Genomic DNA, 15,773 nt, shown 5'->3' with positions numbered 1-15,773 from the left:
TGTCAGACACGGTCGCTCTCCTCTCGCCAGCGGCGTTCCTGCGCGGCCAGTTGTGGGGTCGATGACACGAAGACGTGCTCGAACAGATCGGAGCCGGGGCGATGGGGCTCGGCGACGAGAGCCCGGTGCAGGTCCTCGACCTTCGCGGCGACGTCGGTGTCGACCGCAGCGAACCAGCCGGCATCCGCAGCGCCGGTCGTGGTGAGCCTGTCGCGGAGCCGCTCGATCGGGTCCGGTCCAGCGGCGCGCTCGTCGTCGAGGCTGCGGTAGCGCCCGGGGTCGTCGCTCGTGGCGTGTGGGCCGCGCCGGTAGGTCATCGCCTCGAGGACGACCGGCTGCCGTGCGGAGCGAGCGTGCTCGACCGCAGTGGTCATGGCCTGGTAGACCGCCGCGACGTCGTCGCCGTCGACGGTCAGGCCAGGGATGCCGTATCCGGCTGCCCGGGCGGCGACCGATTCGCCGGCCACCTGGCGGTGCAGCGGGACGGAGAGCGCCCAGCGGTTGTTCTGCACGAAGAAGACGACGGGGGCGTCGAGCACCGCGGCGAAGTTCATGGCCTCGTGCACGTCGCCCTGCGAGCTCGCGCCGTCGCCGAGGTAGGCGACCGCGACGGCATCCTTCCCGTCGAGTGCGCGACCGAGCGCCCAGCCGACGGCGTGGAGGACGCTGCCTCCGACGACGGCCTGGATCGGCGCGAATCCGGAGCCGACCGGGTCGTAGAGCCCGCCGTTCCACAGTCCGAGGTGGTTGCCGAAGTAGCCGGGAAGGTCGACTCCCGCAGCGACGGCGACGCCGAGCTCCCGGTAGGTCGGAAAGAGAAGGTCTGCGGTGAGGTCGACGCCGAGGACGCTTCCGACCTGTGCGGCTTCCTGCCCCTTGAGTGGCGGGTAGGCGGGGAGGAGCCCCTGTCGCTGCCAGGCGACCGCGTTCGCATCGAGTGCGCGGGTGTGCACCATCAGCTCGTATGCGCGGCGCAGCAGGTCGTCGTCGACGCGGACGTCTGCGGGGTCCGGGAGGGGTGCTGTGGTCATGCCAGGTCCCTGCTCGTGTTCGGATCGCGCCCACCCGGGAGGGCAGGCCGACGGCACGCGACGGTGCGGTGCCGTGGAGCCGACACTAGCCTCGCGTCCGGAACCGAGCAATCCAGACCCTTGATCGCAGTCAGGTTGTACTGTTTGTGTGTATGAATGCCGGATTGACCACGCATTCTGCCTAGTCCGGCAACAGGCTGGCTCCGACCGATCGCGCTACACTGTTCAGCGGACCCGAAGGGATGGCCCATGACCCCCGATTCTCTCGATGTGCGGCTGGTCACGTTGATGACCGAGGAGCCGAAGGTCGGCGTGCTCGAGGCGAGCAGGCGACTCGGCGTTGCCAGGGCGACCGTCCAGTCCCGGCTCGACAAGCTGATCGGTTCAGGCGCGATCTCGTCGCTTGCGCCCCAGCTCGACCCCGCACGATTCGGGTTCCCCGTGACGGCGTTCGTCTCGCTCGAACTCACCCAGAGTCTCGGCGCTCCTGCCGCGAGTGAACTCGAGCAGATCCCCGAGGTGCTCGAGATCCACAGCGTCTCAGGCGCCGCCGACCTCCTGCTCCGTGTCGTGGCCCGTTCCAACGACGACCTCCAGCGCGTCCTCGACACCGTCCTCAGCGTCGAGTCTGTCGTCAGGGCGTCATCGTCGATCGCCCTGACCACGTTCCTCGATCACCGCACGCTCCCCGCGTTCGTCGAGGCCGCCGGGTAGCGCTCGGTAAACTCGCCAGGTGCCCGTTCTCGAGATCTCCGACCTCTCCGACCCGCGGCTCGCCGACTACGCCCACTCCACCGATGTCGCCCTGAAGAAGGCCAGGGGAACCGAGCACGGGCTCTACCTGGCTGAGTCCCTCCTCGTCTTCGAGCGGGCGCTCAGGGCCGGTCACCAGCCGCGCTCCGTCCTCGCCCTCGGCGCGACCGTCGACGAGGCGCTCGACCTGCTCGGTGACAGCGACGTTCCCGTCTTCGTCGGACCGGGCGAGCTTCTCGCCGAACTGACCGGCTACGTCCTCCACCGCGGACTCATCGCGTCGATGCACCGGCCGGCCCTCCCCGATCCCGACCAGCTGCTCGAGGGTGCCCGGCGCATCGTCATCCTCGAGAACGTCGCCGATCCCACGAACGTCGGTGCCATCTTCCGCTCGGCAGGCGCAATCGGGGCGGATGCCATCCTCGTGACCCCGCGCTGCTCCGACCCGTTCTACCGCCGAGCCATCCGGGTGTCGATGGGCACGGTGCTCCAGGTGCCGTGGACGCGGGTCGGCGACTGGGACGACACGAGGGCGCTGCTCACCCGCCACGGTTTCCACGTTGCCGCCCTCGCGCTGTCCCCGGATGCGGTCAGCCTGCGAGACGTTCACAGTGCCGACCACGACCGCCTCGCACTCGTGCTCGGGGCGGAGGGCGACGGGCTCACGGATGCCGCGATCGCAGCATCCGACAGCGTCGTGATGATTCCGATGAAGCACGGCATCGACTCACTCAATGTCGCAGCGGCGAGCGCCGTCGCGATGTGGGCGCTCGGCACCTCCTGAGGGCGGATGCGTCCGCCTGGCCGTCTCAGGTTCTGACCGGGTCGCTTCAGTCCTCTGTGGGGTCGCTCGGCCGCACGGGGGCGTCGTCGGCGATGTCGATCCGAGTCGCGCCGTTCTCGCCCTCGCTGACCTCGATCCGCGGGGCGGCGTCTGCCTCAGTGGCATCCGGTGCGCTCGTGAGCTGGTCGTGCCGCTTCTCTTCGTGTGTCGGTTCAGCCATGACGCGACACTAGCACCGGCGATCAGCCGTCGCTGTGCCTGTCGAGGAACTCGTATACTTCGGAGTCGTCGACCCCGGGGAACGTTCCGCTGGGCAGCGGCGAGAGGATGTGGGCGTGCAGCCTGGCGCTCGGCCAGGCCTGGTCGCGCCAGCGCTCGGCGAGGCCGTTGGGCGGGCGGCGGCAGCACGACGGGTCCGGGCAGCTCGACGCAGCCCTCGCCGTCGTCTCCCGCCCGCGGAACCACTTCGCCTGGTTGAACGGGACGCCCACCGAGATGGAGAACTCGCCGGCGCTCGTCGCTCCGGTCTGTGTCGCGCACCAGTACGTGCCAGAGGGCGTGTCGGTGTACTGGTACAGCTCCGTCGTGCGGTTGGTGCGCTCGAATGCGCTCCTCGCACTCCACTTGCGGCAGACGATCTGCCCTTCGATCGCACCGGTGACGTCCATCGGCAGCGGGAGCCCGTCGTTCTCATAGCCCTTGGCGAGCGAGCCGTCCTCTGAGACCCGGAGGAAGTGCAGCGGCATGTCGAGGTGGTGCGTGGCGAGGTTCGTGAACCGCAAAGCGGCTGCCTCATGGGTGACGCCGAAGGCGTCGCGGAAGTCCTCGACGGCGAGGTTTTTGTCACGTTTGGCCTGGCTGAGGAACGCGACCGCCGCCTCCTGCGGCATGAGGCAGCACGCCGCAAAGTAGTTGATCTCGAGCCGCTGGCGGAGGAAGGCGGCGTAGCTCGTCGGACGGGTGTGCTCGAGCAGCCGGTGCGCCATGGCCTGCAGCGCCATCGAGCGGAGGCCGTGCCCACCGGGGATCGACGCGGGCGGAAGGTAGATCCGCCCGTTGGCCAGGTCAGTGACGCTGCGTGCGGAGTGGGGGAGGTCGTTGACGTAGATCAGGCTGAGCCCGAGCTGCTCGGCCATGATGCTCACGGTGCGGTGGGTGACAGCGCCACGGACGTGGCCTGCCGCCTTGATCTTCTCCTCGGCGAGGTCCTCGATCTCCGGCAGGTAGTTGTCGCGTTCGCGCATCCATTCCCGCAGCTCGGTGTTCGCACGCCTCGCCTCTTCGGGTGTGGCGATGGCCTCCGTCGCCTTGCGCTGGAGTTCCCGGTGCAGCCCGACGAGGGCGGTGAGCGCGTCGTCGGTCATGCCCTTGCTCGGTTTCACGGCCGGCAGGCCGAGTTCCGTGTAGAGCGAACTCCGCTGGGCAGATCGCAGTTCGATCTCCAGGGCCGCGCGCGGATTCGGCGGTTCGGCGGCGAGAAGGTCGGTGAGGTCGACATCGAGCGCCGACGCGATCGCCTGCAGCGCGGACAGTTTGGGTTCACGCTTCCCGTTCTCGATGAGCGAGAGCTGGCTGCCGGCGAGACCTGCCCGCTCCCCGAGCTCGTCCAGGGTCAGGGACCGCTCCGACCGGAAATGACGGATGCGATGTCCCAGCGTCGACAGATCGGACGTCGTTCGATTCATTCCTGAACAATATCGTAAGAACGGCGATTCTTAACACCCACAGTCGTGTTATCTCTGGCGATTTATGCGTCATCGTTGACTCAAGCCACCACAGCAGAGGAGCCCAGAGGACATGAGCATCGCCGAGATCAGCCAGCACACGCACTCAGACGCGGACCACGACACGGACGTCGTCGGAGCGCCGACCGGCGAGGCATCCGCACCGCTCTCAGCGCTGCGGGACTGGGTCGACCAGATCGCTGTACTCGCCCAGCCTGACCGGGTTCTCTGGTGCAACGGCTCGAAGCGCGAGAGCGACCTGCTCACGAAGCAGATGGTGGCAGAGGGCAAGTTGATCAAGCTCAACCCGGAGTGGCGCCCCAACAGCTACCTGGCCCGCAGCGCCCCCAGCGACGTGGCGCGCGTCGAATCCCGCACGTTCATCTGCTCCGAACGCCAGGAGGATGCCGGGCCAACGAACAACTGGCAGTCGCCTCAATCGATGCGCGACGAGCTCGAGGGTGTCTTCGCCGGCAGCATGCGCGGCCGCACGATGTACGTCGTGCCGTTCTCGATGGGTCCCATCGGCGGTCCGTTGTCCCAGCTCGGTGTCCAGGTCACCGACTCCGCGTATGCCGTGCTCTCGATGGGCGTCATGACCCGCACCTCGGATGCCGTCATCGACCTCATCGCCGACGGCACTCCGTGGGTCAAGGCCGTGCACTCGGTCGGCGCCCCGCTCGCCATGGACGAGGAAGACGTGGCGTGGCCGTGCAACGAGACCAAGTACATCGTCCAGTTCCCCGAGGCCCGCGAGGTCTGGTCGTACGGCTCCGGCTACGGCGGCAACGCGATTCTGGCGAAGAAGTGCTTCGCCCTTCGCATCGCGAGTGTGATCGGTCGTGACGAGGGCTGGCTGGCCGAGCACATGCTTCTCGTGCGCATCATCTCGCCAGAGGGCAAGAAGTACCACGTGGCCGCAGCGTTCCCCTCCGCCTGCGGCAAGACCAATCTGGCGATGCTCCGCCCCACCATCCCCGGCTGGAGAGTCGAGACCCTCGGCGATGACATCGTCTGGCTGCGCCCGGGCGATGACGGCCGCATGTGGGCCATCAACCCTGAGGCCGGCTTCTTCGGAGTCGCCCCCGGCACCGGCGCATCGACGAACGTCACGGCGGTGGAGACCCTCTGGGGCAACACGATCTTCACCAATGTCGCGTTGCGCGACGACGGCGACGTGTGGTGGGAGGGACTCACCGATAAGGCGCCCGAGCACCTCATCGATTGGGAGGGCAATGACTGGACACCGGATTCAGGCCGCCCTGCCGCCCACCCGAACTCACGGTTCACCGTCGCCGCCGCCCAGTGCCCGGCGATCGCCTCGGACTGGGAAGACGCGGTCCCGCTCGACGCCATCCTGTTCGGCGGGCGTCGCGCCACCAACGTGCCCCTCGTCGTCGAGGCCACCGACTGGACCCACGGCGTGTTCATGGGTGCGACGATCTCCAGCGAGAAGACCGCTGCTGCTGAGGGCACGGTCGGCGAACTCCGCCGCGACCCCTTCGCCATGCTGCCGTTCTGCGGCTACAACATGGCCGACTACTGGGCCCACTGGCTGAGGATCGGCGAGAAGCTCCGCTTCGACCGGGCGCCGCGGGTCTACCAGGTCAACTGGTTCCGCAAGGACGACGACGGCAGCTTCCTCTGGCCAGGCTTCGGCGACAACGCCCGCGTGCTCGAGTGGATCGTCCGTCGGCTCGAGGGTGAGGTCCCGGCCACCGAGACGGCCATCGGGCGGATCCCCGTCACGTCCGACCTCAACCTCGACGGAACGGACGTGACCGAGGACGCGCTCGCGAAACTATTCGCCATCGACCCGGTCTCGTGGCAGGCGGAGGCCGACCTGACCGAGGAGTTCTTCGGGCAATTCGGTTCGAAGGTTCCGCCGGCGTTGCGCGCCGAGCTGGCGTCGCTGAGGTACCGCCTCCGCGCCGACTGAGCAGATGGCCGTCGCGAGCGGCCAGAAAGTGTTCTGAAACGACCTTGGCGGGATAGTTTCAGATCACTTCCTGGTCGCTCGCGGCGTTTCGCCGCGAGGCGTGGCCGATCCACGATTCGATCGGGGGATGGACACGCGCCGCTATCTGTTCTCCGACGATCCCGCCCGCATCGATCGCGACCGCGTACACCGCTGGCTGAGCGAGGAGTCGTACTGGGCCGAGGGGCGGTCGCGCGCGGTCCAGGATGCCGCGATCGACGGGTCGAGGAACTTCGGGGTCTACGACACGGAGACCGGACGCCAGGTCGCGTACGCCCGGGTGATCACAGACGGCGCGACGTTCGCCTGGCTGTGCGACGTGTTCGTGGATGCCTCCGCGCGCGGCGACGGGGTCGGCGTCGCGTTGATCGAGCGGTTGCTCGCGACCCTCGAGCCGCTCGGGCTTCGCCGCATCGTCCTCGCCACTGCTGACGCCCACGGTCTCTATGAGAAATCGGGCTTCAGGGCTCTGGACGATGCCGCGCGCTGGATGTGGCGCCCAGGAACGCTCGCCTGACGCGTCAGACCAGCAGCTGATGCTTGGCGAGGTCGCGGTAGAGCGGCACGGAGTTCACGAGCTCGGAGTGTGTTCCCGTCCCGATCACCCGGCCGTGGTCGAGCACGACGATCGTGTCGCTGTCGACGACGGTCGAGAGCCGGTGTGCGATGACGATGAGCGTCCTGTTCTCGGCGACGGCGTCTATGGCCAGACGCATCTTCTGTTCGTTGACGCCGTCGAGCGAGGACGTCGACTCATCGAGCAGCAGGATCGGCGGCGCCGCAAGGATCGCGCGGGCGATGGCCAGACGCTGGCGCTCCCCGCCTGAGAGCATGATCCCGTCCTCGCCGACGGGGGCGTCGAGTCCCTGCGGGTTCCTGTCGAGGACCTCCGTGAGGTTGACGGCGTGGAGGACACGGATGCAGTCCTCGTCTGTGGCGTCAGGCGTCGACAACAGGAGGTTGTCACGCAGCGAACCGGCGAGCACAGGGGCGTCCTGCTCGACGTAGCCGATCTGCGATCGCAGGGTCGTGCGGGGCATCGTGCGGATGTCTACGCCGCCGAACCGGATCGAACCGGCCTCAGGGTCGTAGAAGCGCTCGATCAGCCCGAGGATCGTGGACTTGCCTGCGCCTGACGGCCCGACGAGCGCAGTGCGCTGGCCCCGCGCGGCCGTGAAGCTGACTCCGCGGAGCACAGGCTCGTCCTGGCCGCCGGTGGTCCCGACCTGAGCGCTCTGATCGAGCTCGCCGGGATCGGCATCGCCGGGGACGTCGAGGGGCCCGGCCGGCGTGGCGCCATCCGCAGGTGCCTCCGGCGGCACCGCGCCTGTCGGGTAGGCGAATACGACGTCATCGAACTCGATGGCAGCAGCATCGGCCGACGCGATGCCCGGGGCGGTCACTGACGCGGCGATCGTCGCATCCGCTGAATCCTCGACAGGAAGGTCGATGATCTCCTGGATCCGCCCGAGGGCGCCGAGGGCCTGGTTCGTCGCCGAGATGGCGCCGAAGGCCTGGCCGAGGGGCATGACCATCATGAACAGGAAAAGGATGAAGGTGACGAGGCTCGCGACGGTGATGGCGCCGCTGGCCACACGGAATCCGCCGACGCCGAGGACGACGAGGAACGACACCTGAAGCGCGATCCCGGCGACAGGAACGACGAGGGCCGAGATGCGGGCGACCTGGAGTCCCATCTCCCACGCGCCGGTGGCATCCTTGTCGATGCTCGCGACCTCACGCTCGGTCGCGTTGGATGCACGAACCGTTCTGACGGCGCTGATGGCCCGTTCGACGCTGGCGGCGAGGTCGCCGACCTTGGTCTGTGCGCGCTGGCTGGCCACACGGATGCGGCCGGAGAGGAGGGTGACGACGACGATCGACACGGCGATGACGAGTGAGGTCAGGCCGAGAAGCACCGGGTCGATGATCAGCATGGCGATGAGCGCGCCGACGAAGGTGATCGTTCCGCCGACGGCCTCGATCAGGCCCTGGGTGAGGACGGCCCGGAGGAGCGTCGTGTCACTGCCGACACGCGAGACGAGGTCGCCGGTGCGGCGGGTGTCGAACTCCGAGATCGGGAGATTCAGCATCCGTCCGACCAGGCGGCGCCTCGACGACAGGACGACGCCTTCGCCGGTTCGCTGGAGCAGGTAGTGCTGGTAACCGGCGATGACGCCTGAGATGACGACGAGGGCGATGAGTCCCCACACCAGTCCGTCCAGGGGCTCGCCCTTCTCGACGACACCGATGACCTGGCCGACGAGGAGCGGCTGGGCCAGCGAAGCGGCGGAGCCGAGGATGCTGAGCAGGATGACGAACCAGAGCACGCGCTTGTGCTCGAACAGGTAGGGGACGAGCTGGCTGAACCGTGCCCGTGGGCCGTCGTCCGGTCGTGGTCTCGCGAACGGGGAACGACGCGGAGGGCGGGTGGAGGTGGAGGCAGACATCCGGGTCCTGACGGTGGAACGGGTGGGGGTCACTTGCGGCCGTACTTCTTGTGCACGGCCTGGCGGCTGACGCCGAGGGCGAGGGCGATCAGTTGCCAGGAGGCGTTCTGGTTGCGCGCACGGCGCACGGCGACCGCTTCGACGCGATCGAGCTCTGTATGAAGTTTAGCGATCGCCCGCAGGGCCGTGTACGGGTCGTCCGACCCGGCCTCCGCGGCGAGGGTGCCGATGGTTCCTGTACTCATGGCGTCAACCGTAGTTGACGGCATTCGCGATGTCAACTCGCGTTGACGTGGGATGGTCAGGCAACGCCCGGCAGTGCCCGCACGATTATGCTTGGGGGCCTATCCGTTTCGAAGGAGCGCAGCATGGGTTCGATCATCGGTGACATCCTCACCAGCGCGCTCGGTATCGCCCTCAGCCCCATTCCGCTGTTCGCGGCCATCACCCTTGTGCTCTCGCCCCGCGGCAACGCGGCGGGCCTCGGCTTCCTCGGCGGCTGGCTGATCGGCGTCATCGTCCCCGTGCTCGTCATCTCGGTCCTCGCCGGTCTCCTTCCTGAGAGCTCGCCGGATGCCTCGCGGCCGGTCGCAGGGACGATCCTCCTTCTGCTCGGGGCGCTTCTGCTCTCCCTCGCGCTCGGCGAATGGCGGATCCGGCCGCTACCGGGGCGGGCGCCGGCGCTTCCGCCGTGGGTTGCGGCCCTCGACTCGATGACCGTGCCGCAGGGGCTCGCGCTGGGTTTCGGCCTCGCAGCCGCCTCTCCGAAGAACCTCACCCTGGGTGTCGCAGCAGGACTCACCATCGGCGGCGCGGACTTCCGGCCGCGTGAGGTGATCGTCGTGCTCCTCGTCTTCGTGGTGATCGCCGCGTCGAGCATGCTCGTCGTCGTCGTCGGTGGAATGGCCGCGGTCGAGCCGTGGCGCCGGCCGCTCCTCGAACTCAGAGACTGGCTCGGGCGGAACAGCGCGACCATTCTGACGGTGCTGTACCTCGTCCTCGGTGTCAGCCTGATCGGTGGGGGCATCAGCGCCTACTGACCGGTGTCCGCACCGCGCGACCGCGACCGCCCCGCGCGGGTGAATCGGCCTCGCGCGGGTGTTTTTTCACCCGCGCGAGGCCGGAAGACCCGCGCGAACGGCCCTGTTGCTCCGCAGAACACCGGATGCCGCCGCTCCCGACGGCATACTGGTCACGTACCGGCCGCACGCGCTGGCCGTGGGCGATGAGGAGGTCGGATGAGACGGGGCACGAACGTCCACGCGCTCGGCGGGTTCAACCAGACCGTCATCCTTGACACGATTCGCCGGACCCGCGACGGCGTCAGCCGCGTCGAGATCGCACAGCAGACGGGGTTGAGCGCACAGACCGTCTCCAACGTCTCCCGCCGTCTCCTCGACGCCGGGATCGTCGTCGAGGGCGGGCAGAAGATCAACGGCGTCGGCAAGCCGCGCACGATTCTCCGGCTGGACCCGTCCGGATGCTTCGCCATCGGTGTGCACATCGACCCCGCCGTGATCACCTACGTCATCCTCGACCTCGACGGCCGTGTCGTCGCCAGCGCGTCGACTCGAACGCCGTCCGATGTGAGTCCCGAGCGCGTGATCGACGGGATGAGCGAATCCATCGAGTCCCTCATCGTGGACTCAGGCGTGGAGCGCGCCCGCATCCTCGGAGTGGGGATCGCGGCGCCGGGACCCGTCGACCTGGACAGGGGAGTGGTGCTCGACCCTCCGCTGCTCGAGGGCTGGCACGTCGTGGCCCTCCGGGACGCTCTCGCCGAGGCCACCGGTTTTCTCGTCCTGCTCGAGAAGGATGTGACGGCCGCGGCGGTCGCCGAATTGTGGACGAGCAAGGCGCACGAACGCGACGACTTCATGTTCTTCTACTACGGCACGGGGGTCGGCGTCGGCCTCGCCCTCGGGCACGAGGTCGTTCGGGGAGCGACGAAGAACTCGGGAGACGCCGGGCACATCATCGTCGACGCCGACGGGCCCGTGTGCTCCTCATGCGGGCGCCGCGGATGCCTCGGCGACTCGATCATGCCCAGGCGGCTCGTCGACCTCGCCGTGGCCCGTGGTGTGCTCGCCGCGGCAGACGGTCCGCTCAGTGTTGACGACGGGCTCGCGCAGCTCGCGACCCTCGCCGCAGGAGGCGACGCGGGCGCCACACGCATCCTCGACGAGGTAGCCGACCGGGTGGCCGTCGCCGTCGTGACCATCGCCAACCTTCTCGACCTCGACCGGGTCGTCTTCGGGGGGCCGTACTGGACCCAGGTGGCCGGTGTGCTGCTGCCCCGGCTTCCCGAACTGATCAACACCTCGAAGGCCCTCGTCACGACGCATCCCGTCGCCGTGGGTGAGTCGACGGGCGACGACGTCGCGGCGATCGGGGCCGCATGTCTCGTGCTCGACAACGTCCTCTCGCCGCGGCCTTCCGCGCTTCTCATCTCCGGTTGACCTCCTGAGGCGACCCACCCCGTCCGGGGGACGGGGGAAAAGGCTTGACATTAATAAATCCATACGATTTATTTATACGAGACACGCGGCCACCGGCATCGACGCCGGCATGGGACGCGTTCGGAATCAAAGGAGAATCCGTGAAAATCTCGCGCCCCGTCACGACCGCGGTCGCTGCCGCCGTCCTCGTCCTCATCAGTCCTCTCGCCCCAGCAGGCGCCACGCCGGGAGGGCACCCCGGTTCCGACGACAACAACACGGTGAAACGCGCCGCTGCATCCCTCGACGCGATGGAGACCTACCTGGCAGCCGATGACGGCTCCGGCCTGTACCACGAGCAGTACCCGCTCGAGTCGGGCGACAACCCGTACTCGTACGAGTGGCCGTTCTCCCAGGCGCACATCGCCATCGCCGACCTCGCCAACCTGCCCGGTGCCCGCGGCCGGGCGTACGACAAGCCGCTCGCGGTCGCCGCAGCCGCCCAGGAACATTACTGGGACGCTGACGGAGGAACGACCGGTCTGCCCGGATACGCGTCATACCCCGTCGGCGAGTACGGCAACGGTGGCGACTACTTCTACGACGACAATCTCTGGGTCGGGCTCCTCGACGCTCAGCGGTACCTGACCGACGGAGACGAGTTCGCGCTTGAGCGTGCCGAGCAGATCTTCGAGCTCACCGTTTCTGGCTGGGACACCGACACCAGCCACGCGAACCCCGGCGGCGTCTTCTGGACGCAGGCCCCGTGGAGCACCGACAGGAACACGGTCTCGACCATGCCTGCCGCCCAGCTCGGACTGCGGCTCCACGAGATCACCGGCGAGAAGCACTACCTCGACTGGGCGCTGCGGATGTACGAATGGACGAACACCTACCTGCAGCGGCCGGACGGGCTCTACAACGATCACATGAGCCTCGACGGCACCATCGAATCGACGGTCTGGTCCTACAACCAGGGCGTGCCGATCGGCGTCAACGTGCTGCTCTACGAAGCGACGGGGGATCGTGGCTACCTGACCGAAGCCAAGAGGATCGCCAGCGCGGCCGAAGCGTTCTACGCCGACGGACGTCTGGAAGCCCAGCCGGCATTCTTCAACTCGATCTACTTCAAGAACCTGCTGCTGCTCGAGTCTGTGACAGGCGGATCCCACTACCGCGGCGCGATGAAGGACTACGCCGACCACGTCTGGGAGACCAACCGCGACGCGGCGACAGGCCTGTTCTCGTTCGACGGGGAGACCACCCAATTGCTCGACCAGGCGGCCATGGTGCAGATCTACGCCGTGCTCGGCTGGGCTCCCAGCCAGTGGCGCAACCTGTACTGACCACGTCAGAGACCTTTCCATTTCGACCACGTTCCATTCAGGCACCACCCGCTCGAGCCGGCACCGACGCCGGTCCGAGCGGCCAGGATCACAGGAGAATCGATGAAGAAATCACTGTTCACGATCGTCGCAGTCAGCGCTGTCGCGGCGCTCGCCCTGACCGGATGTTCGGCAGGCGGCTCAGAAGGCGACGGCAAGACCGTCAAGGTCGCCTACCAGAAGTTCGGCAACTTCACCCAGCTCGATGCCCACATGAAAGAGGTCAAAAAGACCTTCGAAGCGGAGAACGAGGGGCTCACGGTCGAGCTCGTCCCGATCGAAGCACAGCAGAACGACTACTTCACGAAGCTTGCGCTGATGAACCAGTCGGCAGCGACGGCACCGGATGTGATGTACGAAGACACGTTCATGGTGCAGTCGGATGCGGACGCCGGCTACCTCGCGCCGCTCGACAAGTACACCGAGGACTGGTCCGACTGGGACATGTTCTACGACAACGCCAAGGCAGCCGGCCTGGGCAGCGACGGCAAGACGTACGGCATCCCGATGGGAACAGACACACGCGCTCTCTGGTACAACAAGGACCTGTTCGCACAGGCGGGGCTGGACGTGCCGTGGGAGCCGAAGACGTGGGCGGACGTGCTCGACGCGGCGAAGACCATCAAGTCCGAGCTGCCGGACGTGATCCCGCTCAATGTCTACTCGGGCAAGGCCCAGGGTGAAGCCGCTGCGATGCAGGGCTTCGAGATGCTGCTCTACGGCACGGACGACACCCTGTACGACACCGATGAGAAGAAGTGGGTCACCGGCTCGCAGGGCTTCGAGGACTCCCTGACCTTCATCGGGGACCTCTACCAGGGCGGCCTCGGCCCGACCCCGGAGCAGGCACTCGACAAGAACGTCGGCACCGTCGTGTCGAACGAATGGTTCCCGCAGGGCAAGCTCGCCATCAGCCTCGACGGATCGTGGCAGAGCGGCACCTGGCTGGAAAGCGGAACCTCACCGTGGCCCGAGTGGAGCGACGTGCTCGGCCAGGCTCCGATGCCCACCCAGGACGGCCAGGAGCCCGGCGCGACGAGCATGTCAGGCGGCTGGACCCTCGCCATGGGATCCAAGTCGGCAAACAAGGATGCCGCGTGGGACTTCATCGCCATGGCCCTCAACAAGGACAACTCGCAGGCGTACGATGTGGCCGCCAGCCAGATCGCCGTGCGGAGCGATGTCTCCGAGGACCCGGAATACCAGGGCGCGAACCCCACCTTCGGCTTCTTCTCGGAGATCGTCGAGGTGACGCACTTCCGACCGGCCACGAGTGACTACGGCAAGATCTCCAACGAGATCACGATCGCGATGGAAGCGGTCATGACCGGCCAGCAGAGTCCGGCGGATGCTGCCGCAGCGTACGACAAGGCGGTCGTCGGCATCGTGGGCGACGAGAACACGACGAGTTCGAAGTAACCCGGTGGCCACGCTCAACCCGGCGCGGCCCACGGAACGACCCGGACGGGGCGACCAGCCCCGTCCGGTTCGGCCGAGGAGAACCGCCCGTCGCTCGATGATCCGCAGCATCCCGCTGCTGCCGGCGATCGTCCTCCTGACGATCTTCCTGCTCGGCCCCGTGATCAGTTCCTTCTACGGATCGCTCACGGATGCCTCACTGTCGGGGGCCGCCGCGCAGAACTCGTCCTTCGTCGGCTTCGACAACTACATCGAGTTGTTCGCCGATCCGGACTTCCCCAAGTCGGTGATGTTGACCCTGGTCTTCCTGGTCGCATCGGCGATCATCGGGCAGAACGTTCTCGGCCTGGGGCTCGCCATCCTGATGCGCTCGGGGAACCGCCTCGTGCGCGGTCTCGTCGGAACGTTCGTTGTGACCGCGTGGGTCCTGCCGGAGATCGTGGCATCCTTCGCGGCGTATGCGTTCTTCAACGACACAGGAACGCTCAACAGCATGCTCGCAGGGCTCGGGATCGATGGGCCGAACTGGCTGTACACCTTCCCGATGATCTCCGTGATTCTCGCCAACATCTGGCGCGGGACCGCGTTCTCGATGCTCGTCTACTCGGCGGCGCTGCAGGACGTGCCGACCGAGATCACCGAATCGGCCGAGGTCGACGGAGCGCGCGGCTGGCAGAGGCTCGCATTCATCACCCTGCCGATGATCCGTCGGAGCATCTCGACGAACCTCATGCTGACGACACTGCAGACACTGTCCGTGTTCACGCTGATCTTCGTGATGACGGGCGGAGGGCCTGGCACGGACAGCTCCACCCTCCCGATCCTCGCCTATCAGGAGGCGTTCAAGTTCGGCGAGCTCGGCTTCGGCACCGCGATCGCGACGATCCTGCTGCTCGTCGGCGCCGCATTCTCGCTCGCATACATCCGAGCCCTCAAACCGGAGGTGGACTGAAATGGGACTGACTTCACCGAGCAGGAAAAGCCTGCGCGCCGTATCGAACAGCGTGCTCGTCCTCATCACGATCGCCTTCGCCCTCCCGCTCGTCTGGCTGGTGCTGGCATCGGTCGACACGACGGCGACGCTGTCGATCGCGCTCCCCGAACGATTCTCGCTGCAGAATTTCATCGACGTGATGACACCGGAGAAGGCGTTCATCCCGCTGCTCAACTCCCTCGTCCTGTCCGCCGGATGTGCGATCATCACCGTGGTCGTCGCCGTGCTGGCCGCGTACCCGCTGTCGCGCTACCGGATGCGAATCAACAAGCCGTTCCTGTACGGGGTTCTCTTCGGCACCTGCCTGCCCATCACGGCCATGATGGTGCCGGTGTACAGCCTGTTCGTGGCCTTCAACCTCATCGACTCGACGGCGGGGACGATCCTGTTCCTGGCCGCGACGAGCCTGCCGATGGCCATCTACATGACGAAGAACTTCATGGACGGCGTCCCCGTGAGCCTCGAGGAGGCGGCCTGGATGGACGGCGCCTCGATGATGTCGACGCTCACCAGGATCGTCGTCCCCCTGATGCGACCCGGGATCGCCGTGGTCTTCATCTTCGTGTTCATCGGGGCGTGGGGGAACTTCTTCGTCCCCTTCGTTCTGCTGCTCTCCCCGGACAAACAACCGGCGGCTGTGAGCATCTTCTCGTTCTTCGGGCAGTACGGCACGGTCGCCTACGGCCAGCTCGCCGCGTTTTCCCTTCTCTACTCCGTACCGGTGATCGGCCTGTACGTCATCGTTTCGCGCCTTCTCGGCGGTTCGTCGGCTCTCGCCGGCGCCGTCAAGGGCTGATCGTCACGAACAACCAAGGAG

General features: G+C 67.2%; 15 protein-coding genes. 10 read left to right on the top strand and 5 right to left on the bottom strand.

Annotated features, from left to right (window positions below):
- Window positions 1-2: 2 nt before the first annotated feature.
- Entirely contained in the window at window positions 3-1,031 is a 1,029-nt protein-coding gene (locus AC1M2K_RS02415; protein WP_480239685.1) for a thiamine pyrophosphate-dependent enzyme, read from the bottom strand.
- Window positions 1,032-1,280: 249 nt separating this feature from the next.
- Between AC1M2K_RS02415 and AC1M2K_RS02410 the strand changes: the two genes are divergently transcribed.
- Window positions 1,281-1,745 (top strand): Lrp/AsnC family transcriptional regulator, encoded by a 465-nt coding sequence (locus tag AC1M2K_RS02410; protein ID WP_480237824.1) that lies wholly within the window; start codon window positions 1,281-1,283, stop codon window positions 1,743-1,745.
- 19 nt (window positions 1,746-1,764) lie between these two features.
- Window positions 1,765-2,568 carry a TrmH family RNA methyltransferase gene (locus tag AC1M2K_RS02405; RefSeq protein WP_480239684.1) on the top strand — a complete coding sequence of 268 codons (804 nt, stop codon included), beginning with the start codon at window positions 1,765-1,767 and terminating at the stop codon, window positions 2,566-2,568.
- A 46-nt stretch (window positions 2,569-2,614) separates the two neighbouring features.
- Here AC1M2K_RS02405 and AC1M2K_RS02400 read toward each other — a convergent pair whose 3' ends face one another.
- On the bottom strand, window positions 2,615-2,788 hold the full coding sequence (locus AC1M2K_RS02400) for a hypothetical protein (RefSeq protein WP_480237822.1): 174 nt from the start codon (window positions 2,786-2,788) through the stop codon (window positions 2,615-2,617).
- Window positions 2,789-2,810: 22 nt separating this feature from the next.
- The gene (locus tag AC1M2K_RS02395; protein ID WP_480239683.1) at window positions 2,811-4,253 is read right to left on the bottom strand and encodes a helix-turn-helix domain-containing protein; all 1,443 of its coding nucleotides are present in this window, start codon (window positions 4,251-4,253) and stop codon (window positions 2,811-2,813) included.
- A gap of 112 nt (window positions 4,254-4,365) precedes the next feature.
- Here AC1M2K_RS02395 and AC1M2K_RS02390 point away from each other — a divergent pair, with 112 nt between their 5' ends.
- The gene (locus AC1M2K_RS02390; protein WP_480239682.1) at window positions 4,366-6,231 is read left to right on the top strand and encodes a phosphoenolpyruvate carboxykinase (GTP); all 1,866 of its coding nucleotides are present in this window, start codon (window positions 4,366-4,368) and stop codon (window positions 6,229-6,231) included.
- A gap of 127 nt (window positions 6,232-6,358) precedes the next feature.
- Entirely contained in the window at window positions 6,359-6,787 is a 429-nt protein-coding gene (locus AC1M2K_RS02385) for a GNAT family N-acetyltransferase (protein ID WP_480239681.1), read from the top strand.
- Between the two features lie 4 nt (window positions 6,788-6,791).
- Here AC1M2K_RS02385 and AC1M2K_RS02380 read toward each other — a convergent pair whose 3' ends face one another.
- Window positions 6,792-8,720 carry an ABC transporter ATP-binding protein gene (locus AC1M2K_RS02380; RefSeq protein WP_480239680.1) on the bottom strand — a complete coding sequence of 643 codons (1,929 nt, stop codon included), beginning with the start codon at window positions 8,718-8,720 and terminating at the stop codon, window positions 6,792-6,794.
- A 29-nt stretch (window positions 8,721-8,749) separates the two neighbouring features.
- Window positions 8,750-8,965 carry a hypothetical protein gene (locus tag AC1M2K_RS02375; RefSeq protein WP_480237817.1) on the bottom strand — a complete coding sequence of 72 codons (216 nt, stop codon included), beginning with the start codon at window positions 8,963-8,965 and terminating at the stop codon, window positions 8,750-8,752.
- A 123-nt stretch (window positions 8,966-9,088) separates the two neighbouring features.
- Here AC1M2K_RS02375 and AC1M2K_RS02370 point away from each other — a divergent pair, with 123 nt between their 5' ends.
- The 6 genes from AC1M2K_RS02370 (at window position 9,089) to AC1M2K_RS02345 (ending at window position 15,752) form a co-directional block, all read left to right on the top strand.
- Window positions 9,089-9,760, top strand: a complete 672-nt coding sequence (locus AC1M2K_RS02370) for a GAP family protein (RefSeq protein ID WP_480239679.1) — start codon at window positions 9,089-9,091, stop codon at window positions 9,758-9,760.
- Window positions 9,761-9,958: 198 nt separating this feature from the next.
- A complete protein-coding gene (locus tag AC1M2K_RS02365; RefSeq protein WP_480239678.1) occupies window positions 9,959-11,179 on the top strand; it encodes an ROK family protein in 1,221 nt (406 codons plus the stop codon).
- A gap of 140 nt (window positions 11,180-11,319) precedes the next feature.
- Entirely contained in the window at window positions 11,320-12,504 is a 1,185-nt protein-coding gene (locus tag AC1M2K_RS02360; RefSeq protein WP_480239677.1) for a glycoside hydrolase family 76 protein, read from the top strand.
- A gap of 102 nt (window positions 12,505-12,606) precedes the next feature.
- A complete protein-coding gene (locus AC1M2K_RS02355; protein WP_480239676.1) occupies window positions 12,607-13,962 on the top strand; it encodes an extracellular solute-binding protein in 1,356 nt (451 codons plus the stop codon).
- 97 nt (window positions 13,963-14,059) lie between these two features.
- Complete coding sequence (locus tag AC1M2K_RS02350) at window positions 14,060-14,914, top strand: carbohydrate ABC transporter permease (protein WP_480237812.1); 855 nt, start codon at window positions 14,060-14,062, stop codon at window positions 14,912-14,914.
- A gap of 1 nt (window position 14,915) precedes the next feature.
- Window positions 14,916-15,752 (top strand): carbohydrate ABC transporter permease, encoded by an 837-nt coding sequence (locus AC1M2K_RS02345; protein ID WP_480237811.1) that lies wholly within the window; start codon window positions 14,916-14,918, stop codon window positions 15,750-15,752.
- Window positions 15,753-15,773: the final 21 nt, after the last annotated feature.

This window comes from Mycetocola sp. Y171 (genome assembly GCF_056713165.1).
Note: the sequence above shows the minus strand (reverse complement) of the source record. Positions and strands in the feature narration are given on the sequence as shown.